The following is a 25116-nucleotide window of genomic DNA, read 5'->3' on the forward strand; positions in this document are numbered from 1 at the left end:
CCCCATGATCCCATTTAACGCGCCGCCGGTGGTTGGAACCGAGCTTGATTACATGCAGTCTGCGATGAACAGCGGCAAGCTGTGCGGCGACGGCGGTTTTACGCGCCGCTGCCAGCAGTGGATGGAGCAGCGATTTGGCACGGCAAAAGCGCTGCTGACGCCTTCCTGCACGGCTTCGCTGGAGATGGCCGCGCTGCTGCTGGATATCCAGCCGGGCGACGAAGTGATTATGCCCAGCTATACCTTTGTCTCTACCGCCAACGCCTTTGTGCTGCGTGGGGCGAAAATCGTCTTCGTTGATATCCGCCGCGATACGATGAATATCGATGAAACGCTTATCGAAGCCGCCATCACCGATAAAACCCGGGCGATTGTCCCGGTGCACTATGCCGGCGTAGCCTGCGAGATGGACACCATCATGGCCATTGCCGACAAATACAACCTGTTTGTGGTGGAAGACGCCGCGCAGGGGGTGATGTCTACCTATAAGGGGCGTGCGCTGGGCACCATCGGCCATATCGGCTGCTTCAGCTTCCATGAAACCAAAAACTACACCGCCGGCGGTGAGGGCGGGGCGACGCTTATCAACGATCGCACACTGGTGGAACGCGCGGAGATCATTCGTGAAAAAGGTACCAACCGCAGCCAGTTCTTTCGCGGTCTGGTGGATAAATATACCTGGCGCGATATTGGCTCCAGCTATCTGATGTCCGACCTGCAGGCCGCCTATCTGTGGGCGCAGCTGGAAGCGGCGGAGCGGATCAACCAGCAGCGCCTGGCGCTGTGGCAGAACTATCACGATGCGCTGCTGCCGCTGGCGCGTGCGGGGCGTATCGAACTGCCGACGGTTCCGGCCGACTGTGGGCAAAATGCGCACATGTTCTACATTAAGCTGCGTGATATCGAGGATCGCAGCAGGCTGATCGCCTGGCTGAAAGAGGCGGAGATCCTCGCGGTATTCCATTATATTCCGTTGCACAGCTGCCCGGCCGGAGAACACTTCGGCGAGTTCCACGGTGAAGACCGCTACACCACCCAGGAGAGCGAGCGCCTGGTGCGCCTGCCGCTGTTTTACAATCTCTCTCTGGTGAACCAGCGGACGGTGATTAACTCGCTGCTGAGCTATTTCTCCTGATATGTCGTTAGCAAAAGCCTCACTGTGGACGGCGGCATCGACGCTGGTCAAAATCGGCGCCGGTCTGCTGGTCGTCAAGCTGCTGGCCGTCTCGTTTGGGCCGGCGGGCGTTGGCCAGGCCGGTAACTTCCGGCAGCTGGTCACCGTGCTCGGCGTGCTGGCGGGTGCCGGGATATTTAACGGCGTCACGAAGCTGGTGGCTCAGCATCACGACGATCCCCCACGTCTGAAACAGGTGGTGGGTACCTCGTCGGCTATGGTGCTAGGCTTTTCCACGCTGCTGGCGCTGGTGTTTTTACTGGCGGCGGCGCCGATAAGCCAGGGGCTGTTCGGCCATACGCACTATCAGGGGCTGGTACGCCTGGTGGCGCTGGTGCAGATGGGGATCGCCTGGGCGAACTTCCTGCTGGCGCTGATGAAAGGCTTTCGCGATGCGGCGGGTAACGCTTTCTCGCTGATTGCCGGGAGCCTGATTGGCGTCGCGGCCTATTATGCCTGTTACTACTTCGGGGGTTACCAGGGGGCGCTGTTGGGGTTGGCGTTAGTGCCGGCGCTGGTGGTGATCCCGGCGGGCATCATGCTCTGGCGGCGGGGTAATATACCGCTGAGCGCCCTGCGCCCGCGCTGGGATAACAGTCTGGCGGGACAGCTATCGAAATTTACCCTGATGGCGCTCATAACCTCGGTGACGCTGCCGGTGGCCTATGTGATGATGCGTAATCTGCTGGCGGCGCATTACGGCTGGGAGGCGGTCGGGATTTGGCAGGGGGTGAGCAGCATTTCCGATGCTTACCTGCAGTTTATTACCGCCTCGTTTAGCGTCTATCTGCTGCCGACGCTGTCGCGGCTGAGCGCCAAAACGGATATCACCCGCGAGATTGCCAAATCGCTGAAATTCGTTCTGCCGGCGGTGGCGGCGGCAAGCCTGACGGTCTGGCTACTGCGCGATTTTGCCATCTGGCTGCTGTTTTCCGATCGCTTTACCGCGATGCGTGACCTGTTCGCCTGGCAGCTGGTGGGCGACGTCTTAAAAGTCGGCGCCTATGTCTACGGCTATCTGGTGATCGCCAAAGCGTCGCTACGTTTTTATATTCTGACGGAAATCAGCCAGTTCACGCTGCTGACCGCATTCTCACACTGGCTTATTCCGGCGCACGGCGCAATTGGCGCGGCGCAGGCGTATATGGCCACGTATATTGTTTATTTCGCCCTCTGTAGTGGCGTGTTTTTACTCTGGCGTAAACGGGCATGACAGCACTGATACATGTACTGGGATCGGATATCCCGCACCATAACCAGACCGTACTGCGGTTCTTTAACGACGAACTGGCCGCCGACCCGCAGGCCCGGAGATTTTTGGTCGTCGGTGATGAGGCCAGCGTGCGTGATGGATATCCGGCACTGGACATCACCTGCTATCCAGGAAAGAAAGCGCTGGCGCAGGCAGTGATTGCCACCGCGAAAGCCAACCGCCAGCAGCGCTTTTTCTTCCACGGCCAGTTTAATACCGGGCTGTGGCTGGCGCTGTTGAGTGGCGGCATCCGCCCGTCACAGTTTAACTGGCATATCTGGGGGGCAGATCTGTATGAAAACTCTGCCAGCCTGAAGTTTCGCCTGTTCTATCCGCTACGCCGCATGGCGCAGGGGCGAGTAGGGCGCGTTTTCGCCACCCGCGGCGATCTCAGCTGGTTCGCTAACCGCCATCCGCGTGTGCCGGGTGAGCTGCTCTACTTCCCGACCCGTATGGATCCGGCGCTGAATACCCTGGCCGATAACGCCCCGCGCAGTGATACCCTGACTATTCTGGTCGGCAACTCCGGGGATCGCAGCAATGAACATATTGCCGCGCTGAAGGCTATCCATCAGCAGTTTGGCGATACGGTGAATGTCATCGTGCCGATGGGTTATCCGGCGAATAACGACGCCTATATCAACGAGGTGCGCGAGGCGGGGGCGGCGCTGTTTAGCCATGCGCATCTGCAGATCCTCAGCGAGAAGCTTGAATTTAATGATTATCTGGCGCTGCTGCGCCGCTGCGATCTGGGCTATTTTCTGTTTGCCCGCCAGCAGGGGATCGGCACCCTGTGTCTGCTGATTCAGGCGGGCATCCCCTGCGTGCTCAATCGGGAAAACCCGTTCTGGCAGGATATGACCGAGCAGCATGTGCCGGTGCTGTTCACCAGCGACGCGCTGGACGTCAGCGTGGTGCGTGAAGCGCAGCGTCAGCTGGCGAGCGTGGATAAATCTACTATCGCCTTCTTCCGGCCGAACTATCTGACGGGCTGGCAGCGGGCGCTACGGTTAGCGGCGGAGGGGCAGGCATGACGTTAATGCAATTTAGCGGGCTGCTGGTGGTCTGGCTGCTGTCGACCCTGTTTATCGCCACCGCCACCTGGTTTGAGTTCCGCCGGGTACGCTTCAACTTCAACGTCTTTTTCTCGTTGTTGTTTCTGCTGACCTTTTTCTTCGGCTTCCCGCTGACCAGTATTCTGGTGTTCCGCTTTGACGTCAGCGTAGCGCCGCCGGAGATTTTGCTGCAGACGCTGCTGATCGCGGTGTGCTTCTACGCGATCTACTACGTGACCTATAAAACGCGGTTGCGCCCGGCCTCGCGCGAGGTTGCGCATCGCCCGCTGTTTACCATGAACCGGGTGGAAACCCATCTGGCGTGGGGCATACTGATGGGGCTGGCGCTGCTGTGCGTCGGCATCTTCTTCGCTCACAACGGCTTTCTGCTGTTTAAGCTCAACTCCTACAGCCAGATTTTTTCTGCTGAAGTGTCCGGCGTGGCGTTGAAGCGCTTCTTTTACTTCTTTATTCCGGCGATGCTGGTGGTTTATTTTCTGCGCCAGGATTATAAGGCGTGGATCTTCTTCCTCGTCAGCACCGTGGCCTTTGGTTTGCTGACCTACGCCATCGTCGGCGGGACCCGCGCCAATATCATCATCGCCTTCGCCATCTTTCTGTTCATCGGTATTATTCGCGGCTGGATCAGCCTGTGGATGCTGGCGGCGGCGGGCGTGCTGGGTATTGTCGGCATGTTCTGGCTGGCGCTGAAGCGCTACGGGATGAACGTCAGCGGCGATGAAGCGTTTTATACCTTCCTGTATCTCACGCGCGACACCTTCTCACCGTGGGAAAACCTGGCGCTGCTGCTGCAGAACTACGACAAGATCGATTTCCAGGGGCTGGCGCCGATGATCCGCGATTTCTACGTCTTCATCCCCAGCTGGATGTGGCACGGTCGTCCGACGATGGTGCTCAATACCGCCAACTACTTCACCTGGGAGGTGTTAAACAACCATTCGGGGCTGGCGATTTCGCCGACGCTGATTGGCTCGCTGGTGGTGATGGGCGGCGTCTGGTTTGTGCCGCTGGGCGCTGTGGCGGTAGGGTTGATTATTAAATGGTTCGACTGGCTGTATGAGCTGGGCAACCGGGAGAGCAATCGTTACAAAGCGGCTATCCTGCACAGTTTCTGTTTCGGCGCTATCTTCAACATGATAGTGCTGGCGCGCGAGGGTCTGGATTCGTTCGGCTCCCGCGTGGTGTTTTTCCTCGTGATCTTTGGTATCTGCTTGCTGGCGGCGAAATTGCTGTACTGGTTCCTGGATAGCGTGGGACTGATTCATAAGCGCGTAAAACCGCTTTCGCAACCGCAAGTCTGAGAAGGATAGACATGACTGGGACCATTTCCGCGCCGTTGTACCTGTTAAGAGGGCTGCAGCTCATAGGCTGGCGCGATATGCAGCACGCTCTGGATTATTTGTATGCCGACGGCGCGCTCCGGGAGGGGACGCTGGTGGCCATTAATGCTGAGAAAATGCTGGCCGTAGAAGATAACCCGGAGGTACGGGCGCTGATTGAGGCGGCGGAGTTTAAATATGCGGATGGCATCAGTGTGGTGCGTTCGCTGCGCAAAAAATACCCGCAGGCCCAGGTATCCCGCGTCGCCGGGGCCGATCTCTGGGAAGCGTTAATGCAGCGCGCTGGCGCTGAAGGGACACCGGTGTTTTTGGTTGGTGGTAAACCTGAGGTCCTGACGCAAACGGAGTCCAGGCTGCGTCAGCGCTGGCAAGTGAACATCGTCGGCAGCCAGGACGGTTATTTTACCCCTGAGCAGCGCCAGACATTGTTCGAACGCATTCGCGACAGCGGGGCGAAAATCGTCACCGTCGCGATGGGGTCGCCGCGCCAGGAGATCTTCATGCGCGACTGCCGGCGCCTGTATCCGCACGCGCTGTATATGGGTGTCGGCGGCACTTACGATGTCTTCACTGGGCACGTCCATCGGGCGCCGAAGTTCTGGCAGGATCTGGGGCTGGAGTGGTTCTATCGCCTGCTTTTGCAGCCGAGCCGCATCAAGAGACAGTTCCGTCTGCTGCGCTATTTACGTTGGCATTATACCGGCAAGCTCTGATATTCCACTGCAACCAGGCGAGTTTGCATACATATTCTGTGTAATCTCTTCACTCGCCTGATACTTTATTTGCCATTTCCGCAAAATTAATTAACCATTCGCAGGCTTCATACGCGCGGGGGAGACCTGCGCGTCGGCAAGGCTATGGTTTCAGTTAATAACAATAACCGGGAGTACCCGGAATACGGCAAACACAAGAGGATATATGACTGAGAAAAAAGCGGAACTCCAGCGTGGACTGGAGGCCCGGCATATTGAACTGATCGCCCTTGGCGGGACGATTGGCGTGGGGTTGTTTATGGGGGCGGCCAGTACGTTGAAATGGGCCGGGCCTTCCGTGCTGCTGGCGTACATTATCGCTGGCCTGTTCGTCTTTTTCATTATGCGCTCAATGGGCGAAATGCTGTTCCTTGAGCCTGTCACTGGCTCCTTCGCGGTGTATGCGCATCGCTATATGAGCCCCTTCTTCGGCTACCTGACCGCGTGGTCCTACTGGTTTATGTGGATGGCGGTGGGGATCTCGGAGATTACCGCCATCGGGGTCTATGTGCAGTTCTGGTTCCCGGAGATGGCGCAGTGGATCCCGGCGTTAATTGCCGTGGGGCTGGTGGCGCTGGCGAACCTGGCGGCGGTCCGGCTGTACGGTGAAATCGAGTTCTGGTTCGCCATGATTAAAGTGACCACCATTATCGTGATGATCGTCGTCGGGCTGGGCGTCATTTTCTTCGGCTTTGGCAACGGCGGCCACTCCATTGGTTTTGGTAATCTCACCGAACATGGCGGTTTCTTCGCCGGCGGCTGGAAGGGCTTCCTGACGGCGCTGTGTATCGTGGTCGCGTCCTATCAGGGGGTGGAGCTCATCGGCATTACCGCAGGTGAAGCGAAAAATCCGCAGGTGACCCTGCGCAGCGCGGTGGGCAAAGTGCTGTGGCGGATCCTGATTTTCTACGTGGGCGCGATTTTCGTTATCGTCACCATCTTCCCGTGGGATCAAATCGGCTCCAACGGCAGCCCGTTCGTACTGACGTTTGCCAAAATCGGGATTACCGCGGCGGCGGGAATTATCAACTTCGTGGTGCTGACGGCGGCGCTTTCCGGCTGCAACAGCGGAATGTACAGCTGTGGACGTATGCTGTACGCCCTGGCGAAGAACCGCCAACTGCCGGCGGCGATCGGTAAGGTATCGCGCAACGGCGTTCCGGCCGTCGGCGTGGCGCTGTCGATTCTGATCCTGCTGGTGGGCTCCTGCCTGAATTACATCATTCCTAATCCGCAGCGGGTGTTTGTCTATGTCTACAGCGCCAGCGTGTTGCCAGGGATGGTGCCATGGTTTGTGATCCTGATTAGCCAGCTGCGTTTCCGTCGCGTGCATCGGGCGGCAATCGCCAGCCATCCGTTCCGTTCGCTGCTGTTTCCGTGGGCCAACTATTTCACCATGGCCTTCCTGATCTGTGTGCTGGTAGGGATGGGTCTGAATGATGAAACCCGGATGTCGCTGTTTGTCGGCATTATTTTCCTGGCCGCCGTCACCCTGATTTATAAGGTGTTTGGCCTCGGAAGACAGGGGCAAGTCAATAATACGGCTGAATAACCGTCAAAACGAACAAAGCATGAGCAAACGATAATTTTCTTTTAAAAGGCACTAGACAGCGGGGTAGGAAGTCCGTATTATCCGACCCCGCAACGGCGCTAAGCGCCCGTAGCTCAGCTGGATAGAGCGCTGCCCTCCGGAGGCAGAGGTCTCAGGTTCGAATCCTGTCGGGCGCACCATTAACCCGGTGCTGGAGCTGCGGTGGTTTTAATACCGCGTAAAAGGTTTGCAGTGGTGGCTATAGCTCAGTTGGTAGAGCCCTGGATTGTGATTCCAGTTGTCGTGGGTTCGAATCCCATTAGCCACCCCATTATTTGATAGAGTTGTGAATTTGCGAAGGTGGCGGAATTGGTAGACGCGCTAGCTTCAGGTGTTAGTGTCCTTACGGACGTGGGGGTTCAAGTCCCCCCCCTCGCACCACGACTTTAACGAATTGAACTAAAAATTCAAAAAGCAGTATTTCGGCGAGTAGCGCAGCTTGGTAGCGCAACTGGTTTGGGACCAGTGGGTCGGAGGTTCGAATCCTCTCTCGCCGACCAATTTTGAACCCCGCTTCGGCGGGGTTTTTTGTTTTCTGTCGCTGCCCGCCATTATTTATTCCCCTGATCTTGCTGATAAAAAAACGCCTCTCTGCTTGAGAATACGCGTCAGGAAAACTCTCAATTCATCACTGTGGTAGATGCAATTTCCCCGGATCCTGTGCGATAATAACCGGGTAGATGCTCATTCCATCTCTTATGTTCGCCTTCGTGCCTCATAAACTCCGGAATGATGCAGAGCCGTTCTTACGGTGCTTATCGTCCACTGACAGATGTCGCATTTATGCCTCATCAAACACCATGGACATTACGTTGAGTGAAGCACCCAATTTGTTGTCAAACAGACCTGTTTTAACGCCTGCCCTGATTTCAGCGCAGGCGTTTTTTTCTTTCAGGGATCCGTCAACGCGAAGGCGGGGGAGAAGGGCTATCGCCCCGCAGGAGGCGATAGCCATGGCAGGTTACGGCTGAGGATTATTCTGCAGCGTCAGCAGCAGCCCATCGCGGCGCATAGCGGCGGCTTCTTCCGGCTGATGCAGGCGATCCAGGGCATCCGCCAGCCAGGCGTAATCAAAGGCATCCGGACGCTGCTTAAGCGCGGCGCGGAAGGCGATGCTGGCCTCCTGCCATTCGCCGTGCCGCATCAGCGACTGGCCCAGGGTACTCCACAGCAGCGGACGGTCGCCAACGGCTTTGATCTGCTGGCGCAGCACTTTCTCCAGCTGTTCCGGGTTATTGGTCTTCAGACGCGGGATCGGCATCACCAGACGGTCATCATACTGTTTCTTCAGACCATCAATGATAATTTGCTGCGCGGTATCGTGATCGTCGCTCTCGATGAGGCGCTCGGCCATTGCCACCTGCAGCGGCACCAGCGCCCGTGTTTTACGGCTCTGGTTGCGCCACCATTCGCGCAACCCTTCGCTGCCGCCGTCGGCCAGCGCTTTATCCATCAGGCCAACCCAGGCCAGCTGTTCCAGCGCAGCGCGGTGCTCTTCATCGCCGACGTTAGCTTTCGCCATCGACGGAATGATGTCCAGCAGCGACTGCCAGGCGCCGGTGCGGGTGTATGCCTGTTCGGCGAGGCGCAGCACTTCAGGATGACGCGGAGTAATTTCCAGCAGCTTATCGATGCCATGGCGCGCGGCGTGATTTTCATTACGTGCCAGCTGCAGGCGAACGCGGGTGATTTCCACCGGGATCAGGTCATCGCCCGCCAGCTCGGTGGCGCGCTCCAGATGCTGGTTGGCCCGCGCTTCATCGCCGCGCTGCTGGGCCGCTTCCGCCGCCAGCAGATAGTTCACCACCGGTTGTTCGGCGTGATCGGCATTTTTCGCCATCAGCTTCTCAACCTGCTGGTAATCACCTTCCGCCAGCTTGAGAAGCGCCTGCTCGGTTTGCTTACGCGCGCGACGGCGTTTACGGCCGACAAACCAGCCGCGCGTATGCGCTCCGGTGCGGAAAATGCGGCGCAGCAGCCATTCGATGGCGAACAGCACCACCATGGCGAGGATCAGAATGATCACCAGCCCGGTGACGCTGGTCTCGATATTGTAATTATCGGTTTGGATCAGGACGTAGCCCTGATGCCCGGCGATCATCGGGCCAAGCACGATCCCGGCGATCAACAGCGCGAAGAGTAGAAGAATTTTCAGCATGCGTTACTCTCCTTGCGGCGCAGCAGGGGCGGCCGGTGCAGCAGGGGCTGGTGAGGGCGCGCCGCCCGCGGTAAAGGCAGGCTGCGCCATCAGGTTGCGCACCCGGGTCTGCATCAGTTTTTCCAGCAACGCCTGGCTCTGCAGCGTTTCCGGCACCGTCATGGTAATGCTTTGCTGACTGAGCTTATCCACCTCGTCGAGGAAGGCTTTGGTGGTGGCGTCATCAGTATCGTAATAGGCGCGTACCCAGGTCGAGACGTTATCCAGCGACTGTTTCCAGGTCTCTTCCTGATGGCGCGGCACTGCCTGCGCGGCGACCAGCAGGCGAGAGCGAATATTTTCCCGCAGATAGATATCCTGATTCGGCGCCAGCAGCGGGACCGCGGTTTCATCGCGGCGGCGCACGGTGATAAAGCTGTCCATAAAGTTCTGCCAGCTTTTCTGCAGATTGACGCGCCATTCGCTGATAGAGCTGGAAAGCTCGTCGCTATCAGAGTCCATCGGCGAATCGTCATCGTTATTATCGGCCAGCCGCAGGTTGTCGATTTGGTTCGCCAACTGATTCACCTTGAGGATCATGCCGTCGTAGTCCACCTGGCTTACCGCGGAGAGGGTGGCGATGTCGTCGGTGATGGCCCGGCGGGCGCCGATCAGGCTGGGGTCATTCATGTCGGCGAGGCTGGCGTCGGCGCTTTTTAGCAGCGCGGCGGCGGTGGTGACATCCTGATCGCTCCACAGCTTACGTCCCGCCAGCTTGACGAGGAAATCGGCCTGGGCCAGCAGCCAGGTTTTGGCATCGCTGCCCGAAATCACGGCGACTTTCTGCTGCAACTCATCAAGCTGTTTGGTCAGGGTTTCCTGCTCGTGTTTGGCCTGACTCAACTGGTCGGCCTGCTGTTTGATAATGCCTTCCAGTTCGCTCTTTTGGCTCTCCTGCGCTTTTTGCAGTGCCGCAAGCTGGCCTGATAATTCAGAGGTGGTTGCGTTTTGCCGCGTGGCCTGCTGTTTGTTCAGGCCATACAGGCCGATGCCAGCGGCTATCGCAATGGCGATAGCGATCGCGCTGAGCGCCAGGCTGGTTTTGTTACCCGCCTTCTTCTTATCGTTGTTCTCTGGCTGTGGTGTGGTTTCCACGGCCTCCCTGGTCTCTTCAACCACGGCGGATTGATTTTGTTGTTCCGTCATTATGGCTTCCAATGTTGAGAGTTATTGTAATGCGCGTAGCAGCGCATCGTTGTCAGCGTTATCGGCAACCTGAATCTCCTGCCAGCCCAGTTCCCGGGCCTGAAGGGCCAGACGTTCGCTGACAACGACAAGGCGGCAGTGCAGGAGCCACTGTTCGCGATACCATTGCGGTATGAGCGACCACAGCTGCTGCAGCATCTCACCGCTGGTGACCACCAGCGTGGTGACCCCGCGAGACTGCCAGCGCATCGCTTCTTCTGCGCCATCGTAATGTTTTGCACTACGTTGATAACATTCACAAAATGTGACCCTGGCGCCGCGTTCAGCCAGCGTGGCGCCTAAGAGTTCCCGCCCACCATTGCCGCGTAGGATCAGCGCATTTTTCCCGGCAATGTTTTGTAATTCAGGTAATTGTAGCAAGACTTCGCTAATTTCCCGATCTAACGGGTAACGGATGTGCTGCCCGCTGACCGTATGCAGGGCCAGCGCCGTCGTTCGACCAATGGCAAAATAGTGCGGAGAAGTGGGCCATGGCAGGCCTTGCTGCTGCAGACGGGCATGGGCGAATTCCACCGCATGCTGGGATAGCGCAAACAGCAGGTCGTCGGACCCCAGATGGGCAAGATGGTCGCCCAGCACGGGAAGCTCCCGGCCAGGCGTAAATTCTATCAGCGGAAAGCTCCAGGCCACGCGTCCCATGGCCCGCAGACGGCTGACCAGCGCTTCCCCTTGCGGGAGTGGACGAGTGACCAGGATGCTCATCGTGGGGCTTCTCCATCATAAACTGCCGCGAGAATGTCGCGGGCGCCGTTATCCAGGAGCTCTTCCGCCAGCGAGATGCCGAGCGCTTCGGCCTGCTCTGCTGGCCCGCGCCGTTCGCCGCGTACCATCTGCGAACCATCCGGGGCGCCAACCAGCGCCCGCAGCCACAGTTCGCCGTTGACGAGTTCCGCATAGCTGCCAATTGGCACCTGACAACCGCCTTCGAGGCGGGTGTTCATCGCCCGTTCGGCGCGCACGCGTACCGCGGTTTCCGCATGGTTGAGGGGCGCTAACAGCGCCTGGGTCCATGCATCGTCAAGACGGCATTCGATACCCACCGCGCCCTGGCCGACGGCCGGCAGGGATTGCTCCGGCGACAGCGGCTGGCGAATACGCGCTTCCAGTTTCAGGCGCTTCAACCCGGCGGCGGCAAGGATAATGGCGTCATACTCACCGTTATCCAGTTTACTCAGCCGGGTACCGACGTTACCGCGCAAAGAGCGGATCACCAGGTCTGGACGGGTGGCGGCCAGCTGGCACTGACGGCGTAAACTTGACGTGCCAACGACGCTGCCAGCCGGCAGTTCGTCAATTGAGGCATAGTGATTGGAAACAAACGCGTCGCGCGGATCGTCGCGTTCGCAGATGGTGACCAACCCCAGGCCCTCCGGGAATTCCACCGGGACATCTTTCATCGAATGGACGGCGATATCGGCCCGCCCTTCGAGCATGGCGAGCTCTAACTCTTTCACAAATAAGCCCTTGCCGCCCACCTTTGCCAGGGGCGTATCAAGGATGACATCACCGCGCGTAACCATCGGCACCAGCTCGACGTTCAGTCCTGGATGCGCTTGTTCCAGGCGCGCTTTAACATACTGCGCCTGCCATAGCGCAAGCGGGCTTTGCCGTGTGGCAATTTTCAAAACTTTGTCTAACATGCTTGTTACCGTCATTGTCGACCACTATCCATCCTAACATTGTTGTCTTACGGATGTTAGTTTTCACGGTTTATGTGGGAGATGGCTCCGGCCTTCTCTTTTTTAACCTTTCATGCGCGTGGCGGTTGCCGGAGGCGTAGTGAGGAATTTACAGGTAATAAACGGTGCTACACTTGTATGTAGCGCATCTTTCTTTACGGTCAATGAGCAAGGTGTTAAATTGATCACGTTTTAAACCATTTGTCCGTCCGCTGCTCATCACAACCACACCGACGACGAATGGTGACGGTTTTTGTTGAAATACTGAAATCCTCCGTACTATTGTACTTCGGGTTTTTGAACATCAGGCGATATGTCTTGTACCTCTATATTGAGACACTGAAACAGAGACTGGATGCCATCAACCAATTGCGCGTGGATCGCGCGCTTGCTGCCATGGGACCCGCTTTCCAGCAGGTTTACAGTCTACTGCCAACGTTACTACATTATCATCACCCGCTGATGCCGGGTTACCTTGACGGTAACGTTCCCCGTGGCATTTGCCTCTACACGCCTGATGAAACCCAACGCCACTATCTTGAAGAACTGGAGCTGCATCGCGGCATGCAGACCCAGGAGCCGCCGAAAGGCGAGCTGCCGATCACCGGCGTCTACTCGATGGGCAGTACTTCCTCCGTTGGTCAGAGCTGTTCTTCCGATCTGGATATCTGGGTATGTCACCAGGCCTGGCTGGATAGCGAAGAGCGCCAGCTGCTGCAGCGAAAATGCAGCCTGCTTGAGAGCTGGGCGGCCTCGCTCGGCGTGGAAGTCAGCTTCTTCCTGATCGACGAAAACCGCTTCCGTCATAATGAAAGCGGCAGTCTCGGCGGCGAAGACTGCGGTTCGACTCAGCATATCCTGTTGCTCGATGAGTTCTATCGCACCGCGGTGCGCCTCGCCGGCAAGCGTATTCTGTGGAATATGGTGCCGTGCGATGAAGAAGAGCATTACGATGATTACGTCATGGGGCTGTATGCCCAGGGCGTGCTGACGCCTAACGAATGGCTCGATCTCGGCGGCCTCAGTTCGCTGTCGGCGGAAGAGTACTTCGGCGCCAGCCTGTGGCAGCTGTATAAAAGTATCGACTCCCCCTATAAAGCGGTGCTGAAAACGCTGTTGCTGGAAGCCTACTCCTGGGAATACCCCAATAACCGCCTGTTAGCGAAAGATATCAAACAGCGTCTGCACGACGGCGAGATTGTCTCCTTCGGCCTCGACCCGTACTGCATGATGCTGGAGCGCGTGACCACCTATCTGCAGGCCATCGAAGATGAAACCCGCCTCGACCTGGTGCGCCGCTGCTTCTACCTGAAAGTTTGTGAAAAACTCAGCCGCGAACGCGCCTGCGTCGGCTGGCGTCGCGAAGTCGTCAGCCAGTTGGTGAATGCCTGGGGCTGGGACGAAAAGCGTCTGATGATGCTCGACAACCGCGCCAACTGGAAAATTGATGAAGTGCGCAAGGCGCACAACGAACTGCTCGACGCCATGATGCAGAGCTATCGTAATCTGATCCGCTTCGCGCGGCGCAATAACCTTAGCGTCTCCGCCAGCCCTCAGGATATTGGCGTGCTGACCCGTAAGCTGTATGCGGCCTTTGAAGCGCTGCCGGGGAAAGTGACGCTGGTGAACCCGCAAATTTCGCCGGATCTGTCGGAACCGAACCTGACCTTTATCCACGTGCCGCCGGGCCGCGCCAACCGTACCGGTTGGTATCTGTATAACCGCGCGCCGGATATGGAATCGATCATCAGCCATCAGCCGCTTGAATATAACCGTTATCTTAATAAGCTGGTGGCCTGGGCCTGGTTTAACGGCCTGCTGACCTCACGCACCCGCCTGTTTATTAAGGGCAACGGCATCGTCGATCTGGCGAAGCTGCAGGAGATGGTGGCCGACGTGTCGCACCACTTCCCGCTGCGCCTGCCGGCGCCGACGCCAAAAGCGCTGTACAGCCCGTGCGAAATCCGCCATCTGGCGATTATCGTCAACCTCGAATATGACCCGACCGCGGCCTTCCGCAATCAGGTGGTGCACTTCGACTTCCGTAAACTGGATGTTTTCAGCTTCGGCGAAGAGCAAAAATGTCTGATCGGCAGCGTCGACCTGCTGTATCGCAACTCGTGGAACGAAGTACGTACGCTGCACTTTAACGGCGAGCAGGCGATGATCGAAGCGCTGAAGACGATCCTCGGCAAAATGCATCAGGACGCCGCGCCGCCGGACAGCGTGGAGGTGTTCTGCTATAGCCAGCACCTGCGCGGCCTGATCCGCACCCGCGTGCAGCAGATGATCTCCGAATGCATCGAACTGCGTCTCTCCAGTACCCGCCAGGATACCGGGCGCTTCAAAGCGCTGCGCGTCTCCGGCCAGACGTGGGGGCTGTTCTTCGAGCGTCTTAACGTTTCGGTGCAGAAGCTGGAAAACGCCATTGAGTTCTACGGCGCTATCTCGCACAACAAGCTTCACGGGTTGTCGGTGCAGGTGGAAACCAATCACGTTAAGCTGCCGGCGGTGGTGGATGGTTTCGCCAGCGAAGGGATTATTCAGTTCTTCTTTGAAGACGCGGATAACAACGACAGCGGCTTTAACATCTATATTCTTGATGAGAGCAACCGCGCCGAGGTCTATCATCACTGCGAGGGCAGTAAAGAGGAACTGGTGCGCGACGTCAGCCGCTTCTATTCGTCATCGCACGATCGTTTCACCTACGGCTCCAGCTTTATCAACTTCAACCTGCCGCAGTTCTATCAGATTGTCGAGGTAGACGGGCGCACCCAGGTGATCCCCTTCCGTACCCAGGCGATTGCCGCCGCGATACCCACCAGCCAGGACGTTACCGCTTCGCCGGTGCTGCAGCAGCGCTACTCGTAGATTTGGCCCGGATAAGGCGTGAGCCGCTATCCGGAGATATTCCCTGCTGGCGCTGCGCTTAGCAGGGCTACGGTTCTAAGTCGTCGGGTAGCCCGGATAAGGCGCGATGCGCCGCCATCCGGGAAACACGTCATTAACGGAATTTCACCGTCTCACCGGCCTGCTGGCTCGCCGCCTGCTCCAGCAAATCCCAGAAGGTCTCGCCGCTGCGATCGCAGATCCACTCGTCGCCTTTGAGATCAAAATGGTAGCCGCCCTGTTTGGTGGCCAGCCACACCTGGTGCAGCGGCTCCTGACGGTTGATAATGATTTTGCTGCCGTTTTCAAAGCTGATGGTCAGCACGCCGCCGTTGATTTCACAGTCGATGTCGCTATCGCCGTCCCAGTCGTCCAGGCGTTCTTCGATGGTCATCCACAGGCTATCCGCCAGGCGATGGAATTCACTGTCGTTCATGGTTCTATCCTGCTTTTTTGAAGATGGCGGCAGTATAGCGCGAAACAAAAGCGCGCGCAGTCGGATGCTAAACGCTTGCTTTTACGTCTTCTCCTGCGATGATAGAAAGCAGAAAGAATGAATCACGGGCAACTATCAATGAAAAACGTTTTTCCTACGCTTGCCGTTTTGTTTGCGATCTTCAGCCTGACCGGCTGCGGTCTGAAAGGGCCTCTCTATTTCCCGCCGGCGGACAAAACCGCGCCGCCGCCGACCAAACCGGTTAACCCTGGCATTCAGAGCTCAACGCCGGATCGTAACGATCGTGGCGATACCGGTGGTCCGAGCCAGGTCAATTACTAACGATAACGTTCTGTTCCGCGCAACTGGAGTAGATGATGCAGTTCTCTAAAATGCATGGCCTTGGCAACGATTTTATGGTCGTTGACGCGGTAACGCAGAATGTTTTTTTCTCGCCGGAGTTGATTCGCCGCCTGGCAGATCGCCATCTTGGCGTCGGGTTCGATCAGCTGTTGGTCGTCGAGCCGCCCTACGATCCCGATCTGGATTTTCATTACCGGATCTTTAACGCCGACGGCAGCGAAGTGTCGCAGTGCGGCAACGGCGCGCGCTGTTTTGCCCGCTTTGTCCGGCTGAAAGGCCTGACCAATAAACGTGATATTCGCGTGAGTACGGCCAACGGGCGTATGGTATTAAGCGTAACGGAAGACGATCTGGTGCGGGTGAATATGGGCGAGCCTAACTTTGAGCCGTCCCAGGTGCCGTTCCGCGCCAACAAAGCGGAAAAGACCTATATCATGCGTGCCGCCGAGCAGACAGTATTGTGCGGCGTGGTGTCCATGGGGAATCCGCACTGCGTCATCCAGGTGGATGACGTGGATACAGCGGCCGTAGAAACCCTCGGCCCGGTGATGGAAAGCCACGAGCGTTTTCCGGAGCGCGCCAATATCGGCTTTATGCAGGTGGTCGGCCGGTCCCACATCCGTCTGCGCGTCTACGAACGCGGCGCGGGGGAAACCCAGGCCTGCGGCAGCGGCGCCTGCGCCGCGGTGGCGGTAGGGATCCAACAGGGGCTGCTCGCTGAAACGGTACGCGTGGAATTGCCCGGCGGTCGTCTTGATATCGCCTGGAAAGGCCCGGGCCAGCCGCTGTTTATGACCGGCCCGGCGGCCCATGTCTATGATGGATTTATTCATTTATGAAACCAATCGGGGAAGAACAGCAGGAGGTTACCAGCGCGTTGAACGATCGTGCGGTGGTGGACTATCTGTTGCAACATCCTGAATTTTTTATTCGTAATGCCGCCCAGGTTGAACATATCCGTGTCCCGCATCCGGTCCGCGGTTCGATTTCGCTGGTGGAGTGGCACATGATGCGGGCGCGTAACCATATTCATGTGCTGGAAGAGAATATGTCGCTGCTGATGGAGCAGGCGGTCGCTAATGAAAGCCTGTTCCAGCGCCTGCTGCAGCTGCAAACGCGGCTGGCGGCCGCGGAGAGCCTCGATGATATGCTCAACCGCCTTCATCGCTGGGCTCGCGAGCTGGGGTTAGCTGGCGCCACGGTGCGCCTGTTCCCTGACTGCTGGCGCCTCGGCGCGCCCTCGAAGTTTACCCATTTGGCGTTAAGCCGGCAGGCGTTTGAGCCGATCCGTATTCAACGTCTGGGCCAGGCGCGCCACTATCTTGGGCCGCTGAACGGTCCGGAGCTGCTGGTGGTGCTACCGGAAGCGAAGGCCATTGGATCCGTGGCGATGTCGATGCTGGGCGGCGATAACGCTCCGGGCGTGATGCTCTTTAGCAGCCGCGATGCGCAGCATTATCAGTCAGGGCAGGGGACGCAGTTGCTGCAGGAAATTGCGCAGATGCTCCCTGGCCTGCTGGAGCGCTGGATTGAACGCGCATGACCGACTCTCCGCTTTTCGCCTGCGTCGACCGCTTCCTGCGCTATCTCGGCGTTGAGCGTCAGCTTAGCCCGATTACGCTGACTAACTACCAGCGTCAGTTGGACGCGTTGATCGTCCTGGCGGATGAGGCTGGGCTGAAAAGCTGGCAGCAGTGCGATGCCGCTCAGGTGCGTAGCTTTGCGGTACGCAGCCGCCGTGCGGGTTTAGGCCCGGCGAGCCTAGCGCTGCGGCTTTCCGCGCTACGCAGCTTCTTTGACTGGATGGTCAGTCAGGGCGAACTGGCCGCTAACCCGGCGAAGGGGATTGCGGCGCCGAAAATTCCCCGCCACTTGCCGAAAAATATCGATGTCGATGATGTAAATCGGCTGCTGGATATCGACCTCAACGATCCGCTGGCGGTGCGCGATCGGGCGATGCTGGAAGTGATGTACGGTGCAGGTCTGCGTCTGTCTGAGCTGGTCAACCTTGATATTAAGCACCTCGACCTCGAAAGCGGTGAGGTTTGGGTGATGGGTAAAGGCAGCAAAGAACGCCGTTTGCCGATCGGTCGTAACGCGGTGGCGTGGATTGAGCACTGGCTGGATTTGCGCGGCCTGTTCGGTACTGACGACGACGCGCTGTTTTTGTCGAAGCTGGGTAAACGCATTTCGGCGCGCAACGTGCAGAAGCGATTTGCCGAGTGGGGGATTAAGCAGGGGCTGAACAGCCATGTGCACCCGCACAAGCTGCGCCACTCCTTTGCTACCCATATGCTGGAGTCCAGCGGCGATCTGCGCGGCGTGCAGGAGCTGTTGGGCCATGCTAACCTCTCCACCACTCAAATCTATACCCATCTTGACTTTCAACACCTTGCCTCGGTGTACGATGCCGCGCATCCGCGCGCTAAACGGGGGAAATAATGCGTTTTTACCGACCTCTGGGCCAGATTTCCGCACTGACGTTTGACCTGGACGACACCCTATATGATAACCGCCCGGTGATTGACCGGACGATGCACGAATCGCTGGCCTTTGTGCGCAATTACCATCCGTCGCTCAGCCAGTTCGATGCCCATGAGCTTAACCAACTGCGTCAGACGCTGCTGGCATCTGAGCCGGAGATCTACCACGACGTGACCGTCTGGCGCCATCGTGCGCTGGAGCTCGGCATGCGTAACGCTGGGCTCTCCGCCGAAGCGGCAAAAGCCGGCGCCGATGCGGCGATGGAAAACTTCGCTCACTGGCGCAGCCGGGTCGATGTTCCGCAGGAGACCCACGATACGCTGGCGAAGCTGGCGGAGAAGTGGCCGCTGGTGGCCATTACCAATGGCAACGCCCGCCCCGAGCTGTTCGGCCTGAACGACTATTTCCGCTTCGTGCTGCGCGCGGGTCCGGATGGTCGTTCCAAGCCGTTTGCCGATATGTATCACCTGGCGGCGGCGCGTCTGAATTTACCGCTCGGGCACATTCTGCACGTCGGCGATGATCTGACGACCGACGTCGCCGGTTCGCTACGCTGCGGGATGCAGGCCTGCTGGATCAAACCGCAAGGCGCGGACCTGATGCACACCGCGGACAGCCGCCTGCTGCCGCATATTGAAATTTCACGGTTGGCATCTCTGACCTCGCTGATATAATCACCAGTCACTCTGTATATATTAACAGGGGTTCATGGAACCCCTTCTCTTCCGGCGGTGCCAATGGACGTTTCTTACCTGCTCGACAGCCTTAATGACAAACAGCGTGAAGCCGTAGCGGCCTCGCGCACCAATATGCTGGTTCTGGCAGGGGCGGGCAGTGGTAAGACGCGCGTTCTGGTGCACCGTATCGCCTGGCTGCTGAGCGTGGAGAACTGCTCGCCGTACTCGATTATGGCGGTGACCTTTACCAACAAAGCGGCGGCGGAGATGCGCCACCGTATCGGCCAGCTGATGGGCACTACCCAGGGCGGCATGTGGGTAGGCACCTTCCACGGCCTCGCGCACCGCCTGCTGCGTGCGCATCATCTGGACGCCAACCTGCCGCAGGATTTCCAAATCCTCGACAGCGAAGACCAGCTCCGTCTGCTGAAGCGTCTGATTAAGGCGATGAACCTCGATGAGAAGCAATGGCCGCCGCGTCAGGCGATGTGGTACATCAACAGCCAGAAAGATGAAGGGCTGCGCCCGCATCACATTCAGAGCTACGGCAACCCGGTCGAGCAGACCTGGCAGAAGGTCTATCAGGCCTACCAGGAGGCCTGCGACCGCGCCGGGCTGGTGGATTTCGCCGAGCTGCTGCTGCGCGCGCACGAGCTGTGGCTGAACAAGCCGCATATCCTGCAGCACTATCGTGAGCGTTTCACCAATATCCTCGTCGATGAATTCCAGGACACCAACAACATCCAGTACGCCTGGATCCGCCTGCTGGCGGGTGATACCGGCAAAGTGATGATCGTTGGCGATGATGACCAGTCGATTTATGGCTGGCGCGGCGCGCAGGTCGAGAACATTCAGCGCTTCCTCAACGACTTCCCCGGCGCGGAAACTATTCGCCTGGAGCAGAACTATCGTTCAACCAGCAATATTCTTAGCGCTGCCAACGCCCTGATTGAAAACAACAACGGGCGCCTGGGCAAAAAGCTGTGGACCGACGGCGCCGACGGCGAGCCGATTTCGCTGTACTGCGCCTTCAACGATCTCGACGAAGCGCGCTTCGTGGTGAACCGCATTAAAACCTGGCAGGAGAACGGCGGCGCGCTGGAGCAATGCGCCATTCTCTATCGCAGTAACGCCCAGTCGCGCGTGCTGGAAGAGGCGCTCCTGCAGGCCAGCATGCCGTACCGTATCTACGGCGGTATGCGCTTCTTCGAACGTCAGGAAATCAAAGATGCGCTCTCTTACCTGCGCCTGATTGCCAACCGTAACGACGATGCCGCCTTTGAGCGGGTGGTCAATACGCCGACCCGCGGCATCGGCGATCGCACGCTCGACGTGGTGCGCCAGACGTCGCGCGATCGTCAGCTGACGCTGTGGCAGGCCTGCCGCGAGCTGCTGAAAGAGAAAGTGCTGGCTGGCCGTGCCGCCAGCGCTCTGCAGCGATTTATGGAGTTGATTGACGCGCTGGCGCAGGAAACCGCCGATATGCCGCTACATGTTCAGACCGATCGGGTGATTAAAGACTCCGGGCTGCGCGCGATGTACGAGCAGGAGAAAGGCGAGAAGGGCCAGACCCGTATTGAAAACTTAGAGGAACTGGTGACGGCGACGCGCCAGTTCAGCTACAACGAAGAAGATGAAGACCTGATGCCGCTGCAGGCGTTCCTCTCCCACGCCGCGCTGGAAGCGGGCGAGGGGCAGGCGGACACCTGGCAGGACGCGGTTCAACTGATGACCCTGCACTCGGCGAAAGGGCTGGAATTCCCGCAGGTGTTTATCGTCGGCGTCGAAGAAGGGATGTTCCCGAGCCAGATGGCGCTTGATGAAGGCGGCCGCCTGGAAGAAGAGCGTCGCCTGGCCTACGTTGGCGTGACGCGCGCCATGCAGAAGCTGACGCTGACCTACGCCGAAACCCGCCGTCTGTACGGCAAAGAGGTTTATCACCGCCCGTCGCGCTTTATCGGAGAACTGCCGCAGGAGTGCGTAGAAGAAGTGCGTCTGCGGGCCACGGTGAGCCGTCCGGTAAACCACCAGCGACTGGGGGCGCCGATTGCCGAGAGCGATACCGGCTACAAGTTAGGTCAGCGGGTGCGCCATCCGAAGTTTGGCGAAGGCACTATCGTCAACCTCGAAGGCAGCGGCGAGCACAGCCGGCTGCAGGTGGCTTTTCAGGGCCAGGGAATCAAATGGCTGGTGGCGGCTTACGCGCGGCTTGAGACGGTGTAACTTTAAGAAAAATATCATTATTTTGTAATATTCTGCTACCTTTATACGTTAAGGCGCCTGATTTGCGCTTTCGCGTTCCGTTGCGTGTTGACGCCGATTTTGCGCTGGCGTAACATGCGCGCACGATTACGCTAAGAGGACATTCGCCTTGGACACACCCAGTAGATGCTGGCTCAACTTCCTGTCATTCAGGAACAACTCCTAAGGCTATCCTCTTATGCTGATAGCCTTAGCGGTTGTCAGCGACCTGCCCTATTCCTGTCGCGCTGAGTCAGGCTTAATGGTCTGAAACCCAATTTGTTTCTGTGTGCCCACCGAACTGTCCGATAATTTTTTTGCATTGGGAGTCCCGGTCATGCTGAGCGCATTTCAACTGGAAAACAATCGTTTAACGCGCCTGGAAGCCGATGAGATCAAGCACCTCGCCAGCTCGGTGTGGGTCGATCTGGTCGAGCCTGACGACGATGAGCGAAGCCGCGTGCAGACGGAACTGGGTCAGAACCTGGCGACGCGCCCGGAACTGGAAGATATCGAAGCCTCCGCGCGTTTCTTTGAAGATGAAGATGGGTTACACATCCACTCGTTCTTCTTTTTTGAAGATGCGGAAGATCACGCCGGCAACTCTACCGTGGCGTTTACCATCCGCGAAGGCCGCCTGTTCACGCTGCGCGAGCGCGAACTGCCCGCTTTCCGCCTGTACCGTATGCGCGTGCGCAACCAGACGCTGGTCGACGGTAACGCCTACGAACTGCTGCTCGACCTGTTCGAAACCAAAATCGAGCAGCTGGCGGATGAAATTGAAAATATCTACAGCGACCTGGAAAAGCTGAGCCGCGTGATTATGGAAGGCCATCAGGGCGACGAGTACGATGAAGCGCTGTCGACGCTGGCGGAACTGGAAGATATCGGCTGGAAGGTCCGCCTCTGTCTGATGGATACCCAGCGCGCGCTGAACTTCCTGGTGCGTAAGGCGCGCCTGCCGGCGGGCCAGCTGGAACAGGCGCGGGAGATCCTGCGCGATATCGAATCCCTGCTGCCGCACAACGAATCGCTGTTCCAGAAGGTGAACTTCCTGATGCAGGCGGCGATGGGCTTCATCAACATCGAGCAGAACCGCATCATCAAGATCTTCTCGGTGGTGTCGGTGGTATTCCTGCCGCCAACCCTGGTGGCGTCCAGCTACGGGATGAACTTTGAATTTATGCCGGAGCTGCACTGGAGCTTCGGCTACCCGGGGGCGATCGTCTTTATGATGCTGGCCGGCCTGGCGCCATATCTCTACTTCAAGCGTAAAAACTGGCTGTAAAAAAAGGGAGCGGCGGCTCCCTTTTTTACTGGCAGAGGCCGGCTTAGCCTCTGCGCAGCCGGCGCTGGGTATACAGCGCATCGACGATAAATACCGCCAGCGCGACCCAGATAAAGCCGAAGGTCACCATTTTATCCTTGCCCGGCACTTCGCCGTAGAACGTCACCGCCAGCAGGAACATCAGCGTTGGGCCGATGTACTGGAAAAAGCCCAGCGTGGAGAGCCGCAGGCGCGTTGCCGCGCCAGTGAAGCACAGCAGGGGAATGGTCGTGACCACGCCCGCGGCCATCAGCAGCAGATTGAGCGACCAGGGGTTCTCCCCCATATGGCTGGTCGGGCTATCAGTGATGCCAAACAGCCAGATTGCCGCCACCGGCAGTAGCCACAGCGTTTCCACCAGCATGCCGGTCTGCGCGTCGACAGCGATTTTCTTCCGCACCAGGCCGTAAAAGGCAAAACTGAAGGCCAGCCCAAGGCCGATTATCGGCAGCGAACCAAAGGTCCACAGCTGGACCAACACGCCGCAAAAGGCGAGGATCACCGCCAGCCACTGCAGGCGACGGAAGCGTTCGCCGAGGAAAATCATCCCCAACAGAATATTTACCAGCGGGTTGATAAAGTAGCCGAGGCTGGCTTCCAGCATATGGTGGTTATTCACCGCCCAGATGAACAACAGCCAGTTACCGCCGACCAGCACTGCCGAGAGCGCCAGCAGGAAGATCTTGCGCGGCGTCTTCAGCAGCTTTTTCACCTGCGGCCACTGGCGGCTGACGCTGATGAGCGCCACCATGAAGAAGAAGGACCAGATCACGCGATGGGTCAGAATTTCATCGGCGGGAACATAGTAGATAAGTTTGAAGTACGCTGGCGCGATACCCCAGATAAAGTAGGCGGCGAGGGCCAGAATGATCCCCAACCGCGTCTGTTTCGCATCCATCGGTAAAATCCATTGCCAAAGAGAGTGATGTTACTCGATTTTGGCCAATCAACCCACCATATAGGTGGCCGTTGCGCTGGCAATATAGACCTGAGCTTCGTTATGCAGTTCCACGCGGGCTACCGCCACTTTATTGCCGGCGCGCAGCAGGCTGCTGGTGGCGGTAAACCGTTCACCGCGGCCCGGACGCAGGTAGTCTACGCGCAGGTCGATGGTTCCCATGCGGGAGAGGCGTTGGCGCAGCTCTTCTTCGTTGATGGTGTCATGGCGGGGGAGGGTGCTGCCGACGCAGACCAGGCCAGCGGCGACGTCCAGCGCGGAGGCGATCACTCCGCCATGCAAAATACTCTGCGCCCAGTTGCCGACCATCATCGGCTGATTATTAAAGCTGAGCTGGGCAAACGCCTTTTCATAGCGCTCCAGTTCGAGACCGAGGGCACGGTTAAACGGCATGTGATAGACGAAAATCTCCCCCACCAGTTTCAGCGCTGCTTCGGCAGTAAGTTCAGACATAACACCGGTTCCATTCGTTAACAAAATGTTGATTTTATGCTTCTAAAATATTGATTTCCACTTTCGGAGCGGATTAGGGGGCAGGTGATTAATAAACAGGTAGAATGGCTTCAGGTTAAACAAAAATAAAAACTATTTATCAGGAGACCAGCATGCGTATCTCTTTGGCCTGCCTGGTGGCGCTGTGCGCGCTACCGGCCGGTGTTATGGCGCAGGATGCGTCGGTTCACGACAAACCGGCAGTGCGCGGCAGCATTATCGCCAACCTGCTCCAGGACCATGATAATCCTTTCCTGCTCTACCCTTATGAGAGTAACTATTTGCTCTACACATGGACCAGCGATCTCAACAAAGAGGCGATTCGGAGTTATGACTGGGCCGAAAATGCCCGTAAAGATGAAGTGAAATTTCAGCTGAGTCTGGCGTTCCCGCTGTGGCGCGGCATCCTGGGCGATAATTCGCTGCTCGGCGCATCGTACACCCAGAAATCCTGGTGGCAGCTCTCCAACAGCAAAGAGTCGGCGCCGTTTCGCGAAACCAATTACGAACCCCAGCTGTTTTTGGGCTTTGCGACCGACTACCAGTTTGCCGGCTGGACGCTGCGCGACATCGAGATGGGGTATAACCACGACTCGAATGGTCGTTCCGACCCCACCTCGCGCAGCTGGAACCGGCTTTACGCCCGCCTGATGGCGCAAAACGGCAACTGGCTGGTGGAAGTGAAGCCCTGGTATGTGGTGGGCAACACCGATGATAACCCGGATATCACCAAATATATGGGCTATTACCGGCTGAAGGTGGGCTACCAGCTGGGAGAGGCGATCCTCAGCGCGCAGGGGCAATATAACTGGAACACCGGCTATGGCGGGGCGGAGCTCGGCGTGAGCTATCCCATTACCAAACATGTTCGCGCCTATACGCAGATCTACAGCGGTTACGGCGAATCGCTTATCGACTACAACTTCAATCAAACGCGCGTCGGCGTCGGGCTAATGCTCAACGATCTGTTTTAATCGTTGCA

The 25116-nt window shown here is 57.9% G+C and carries 23 protein-coding genes and 4 tRNA genes; 20 read left to right on the top strand and 7 right to left on the bottom strand.

The annotated features are described in order from the left end of the window. The first annotated feature begins 4 nt into the window (after positions 1-4). The 10 genes from rffA to HMPREF3142_RS24120 all read left to right on the top strand — a co-directional run bounded on the left by rffA (position 5) and on the right by HMPREF3142_RS24120 (position 7685). Positions 5-1135 carry a dTDP-4-amino-4,6-dideoxygalactose transaminase gene (gene rffA, locus HMPREF3142_RS24075; protein WP_012543244.1) on the top strand — a complete coding sequence of 377 codons (1131 nt, stop codon included), beginning with the start codon at positions 5-7 and terminating at the stop codon, positions 1133-1135. Position 1136: 1 nt separating this feature from the next. Next, positions 1137-2387 (top strand): lipid III flippase WzxE, encoded by a 1251-nt coding sequence (wzxE, locus tag HMPREF3142_RS24080; protein WP_008807961.1) that lies wholly within the window; start codon positions 1137-1139, stop codon positions 2385-2387. Beyond that, positions 2384-3460: a TDP-N-acetylfucosamine:lipid II N-acetylfucosaminyltransferase gene (locus HMPREF3142_RS24085; protein WP_032734012.1), complete on the top strand. Its 1077-nt coding sequence runs from the start codon at positions 2384-2386 to the stop codon at positions 3458-3460. The genes wzxE and HMPREF3142_RS24085 overlap by 4 nt, the downstream gene beginning before the upstream one ends. Beyond that, complete coding sequence (wzyE, locus tag HMPREF3142_RS24090) at positions 3457-4803, top strand: ECA oligosaccharide polymerase (protein WP_004886822.1); 1347 nt, start codon at positions 3457-3459, stop codon at positions 4801-4803. Before HMPREF3142_RS24085 ends, wzyE begins: the two co-directional genes overlap by 4 nt. 11 nt (positions 4804-4814) lie before the next feature. After that, a complete protein-coding gene (gene wecG, locus HMPREF3142_RS24095; RefSeq protein WP_012543241.1) occupies positions 4815-5555 on the top strand; it encodes a lipopolysaccharide N-acetylmannosaminouronosyltransferase in 741 nt (246 codons plus the stop codon). Between the two features lie 205 nt (positions 5556-5760). After that, positions 5761-7146: a bifunctional threonine/serine APC transporter ThrP gene (gene thrP / locus HMPREF3142_RS24100; RefSeq protein ID WP_012969196.1), complete on the top strand. Its 1386-nt coding sequence runs from the start codon at positions 5761-5763 to the stop codon at positions 7144-7146. A gap of 102 nt (positions 7147-7248) precedes the next feature. Beyond that, positions 7249-7325 (top strand) — tRNA-Arg (locus tag HMPREF3142_RS24105). Positions 7326-7380: 55 nt separating this feature from the next. Continuing rightward, positions 7381-7456 (top strand) — tRNA-His (locus HMPREF3142_RS24110). Positions 7457-7479: 23 nt separating this feature from the next. Then, positions 7480-7566, top strand: a tRNA-Leu gene (locus HMPREF3142_RS24115). Positions 7567-7608: 42 nt separating this feature from the next. Next, positions 7609-7685: transfer RNA gene (locus tag HMPREF3142_RS24120), tRNA-Pro, on the top strand. A 461-nt stretch (positions 7686-8146) separates the two neighbouring features. On the opposite strand, the gene hemY is transcribed toward HMPREF3142_RS24120, so the two are convergent. Genes hemY through hemC form a run of 4 tightly spaced genes read right to left on the bottom strand, consistent with a single transcriptional unit; the run spans position 8147 to position 12228 of the window. Continuing rightward, positions 8147-9343, bottom strand: a complete 1197-nt coding sequence (gene hemY / locus HMPREF3142_RS24125) for a protoheme IX biogenesis protein HemY (RefSeq protein ID WP_008807956.1) — start codon at positions 9341-9343, stop codon at positions 8147-8149. Between the two features lie 3 nt (positions 9344-9346). Continuing rightward, entirely contained in the window at positions 9347-10528 is a 1182-nt protein-coding gene (hemX, locus tag HMPREF3142_RS24130; RefSeq protein ID WP_046622493.1) for a uroporphyrinogen-III C-methyltransferase, read from the bottom strand. 21 nt (positions 10529-10549) lie between these two features. Continuing rightward, positions 10550-11290, bottom strand: coding sequence for a uroporphyrinogen-III synthase (hemD, locus tag HMPREF3142_RS24135; RefSeq protein ID WP_008807954.1), 741 nt, complete (start codon positions 11288-11290; stop codon positions 10550-10552). Further along, positions 11287-12228 (bottom strand): hydroxymethylbilane synthase, encoded by a 942-nt coding sequence (gene hemC, locus HMPREF3142_RS24140; protein WP_008807953.1) that lies wholly within the window; start codon positions 12226-12228, stop codon positions 11287-11289. Before hemC ends, hemD begins: the two co-directional genes overlap by 4 nt. 357 nt (positions 12229-12585) lie before the next feature. Between hemC and cyaA the strand changes: the two genes are divergently transcribed. Further along, complete coding sequence (cyaA, locus tag HMPREF3142_RS24145; protein WP_002883383.1) at positions 12586-15138, top strand: class I adenylate cyclase; 2553 nt, start codon at positions 12586-12588, stop codon at positions 15136-15138. Positions 15139-15271: 133 nt separating this feature from the next. On the opposite strand, the gene cyaY is transcribed toward cyaA, so the two are convergent. After that, entirely contained in the window at positions 15272-15592 is a 321-nt protein-coding gene (cyaY, locus tag HMPREF3142_RS24150) for an iron donor protein CyaY (RefSeq protein ID WP_002883389.1), read from the bottom strand. Between the two features lie 138 nt (positions 15593-15730). Between cyaY and lptM the strand changes: the two genes are divergently transcribed. The 8 genes from lptM (at position 15731) to corA (ending at position 22645) form a co-directional block, all read left to right on the top strand. After that, a complete protein-coding gene (gene lptM / locus HMPREF3142_RS24155; protein WP_004886794.1) occupies positions 15731-15934 on the top strand; it encodes an LPS translocon maturation chaperone LptM in 204 nt (67 codons plus the stop codon). 35 nt (positions 15935-15969) lie between these two features. Beyond that, positions 15970-16794, top strand: a complete 825-nt coding sequence (gene dapF, locus HMPREF3142_RS24160; protein ID WP_002883394.1) for a diaminopimelate epimerase — start codon at positions 15970-15972, stop codon at positions 16792-16794. After that, positions 16791-17498: a DUF484 domain-containing protein gene (locus tag HMPREF3142_RS24165; protein WP_008807952.1), complete on the top strand. Its 708-nt coding sequence runs from the start codon at positions 16791-16793 to the stop codon at positions 17496-17498. Before dapF ends, HMPREF3142_RS24165 begins: the two co-directional genes overlap by 4 nt. Next, positions 17495-18397: a tyrosine recombinase XerC gene (xerC, locus tag HMPREF3142_RS24170; RefSeq protein ID WP_008807951.1), complete on the top strand. Its 903-nt coding sequence runs from the start codon at positions 17495-17497 to the stop codon at positions 18395-18397. The genes HMPREF3142_RS24165 and xerC overlap by 4 nt, the downstream gene beginning before the upstream one ends. Then, entirely contained in the window at positions 18397-19113 is a 717-nt protein-coding gene (yigB, locus tag HMPREF3142_RS24175; RefSeq protein WP_032734014.1) for a 5-amino-6-(5-phospho-D-ribitylamino)uracil phosphatase YigB, read from the top strand. Before xerC ends, yigB begins: the two co-directional genes overlap by 1 nt. Positions 19114-19176: 63 nt before the next feature. Next, positions 19177-21339, top strand: a complete 2163-nt coding sequence (gene uvrD, locus HMPREF3142_RS24180; RefSeq protein WP_012543235.1) for a DNA helicase II — start codon at positions 19177-19179, stop codon at positions 21337-21339. A 148-nt stretch (positions 21340-21487) separates the two neighbouring features. Next, the gene (gene ysgD, locus HMPREF3142_RS30255; protein WP_349815745.1) at positions 21488-21544 is read left to right on the top strand and encodes a YsgD/CorL family protein; all 57 of its coding nucleotides are present in this window, start codon (positions 21488-21490) and stop codon (positions 21542-21544) included. A 150-nt stretch (positions 21545-21694) separates the two neighbouring features. After that, the gene (gene corA, locus HMPREF3142_RS24185; protein WP_012543234.1) at positions 21695-22645 is read left to right on the top strand and encodes a magnesium/cobalt transporter CorA; all 951 of its coding nucleotides are present in this window, start codon (positions 21695-21697) and stop codon (positions 22643-22645) included. 43 nt (positions 22646-22688) lie between these two features. On the opposite strand, the gene rarD is transcribed toward corA, so the two are convergent. Next, a complete protein-coding gene (rarD, locus tag HMPREF3142_RS24190; protein ID WP_002883402.1) occupies positions 22689-23582 on the bottom strand; it encodes an EamA family transporter RarD in 894 nt (297 codons plus the stop codon). A 48-nt stretch (positions 23583-23630) separates the two neighbouring features. Beyond that, entirely contained in the window at positions 23631-24095 is a 465-nt protein-coding gene (gene yigI / locus HMPREF3142_RS24195; protein WP_070612797.1) for an acyl-CoA thioesterase YigI, read from the bottom strand. Between the two features lie 152 nt (positions 24096-24247). On the opposite strand from yigI, the gene pldA reads away from it, so the two are divergent. Continuing rightward, complete coding sequence (pldA, locus tag HMPREF3142_RS24200) at positions 24248-25108, top strand: phospholipase A (protein ID WP_002883408.1); 861 nt, start codon at positions 24248-24250, stop codon at positions 25106-25108. Positions 25109-25116 lie beyond the last annotated feature (8 nt).

The sequence above is a fragment of the Klebsiella sp. HMSC16C06 genome (assembly GCF_001808325.1).
In the GTDB taxonomy this organism is placed as follows: domain Bacteria; phylum Pseudomonadota; class Gammaproteobacteria; order Enterobacterales; family Enterobacteriaceae; genus Klebsiella; species Klebsiella variicola.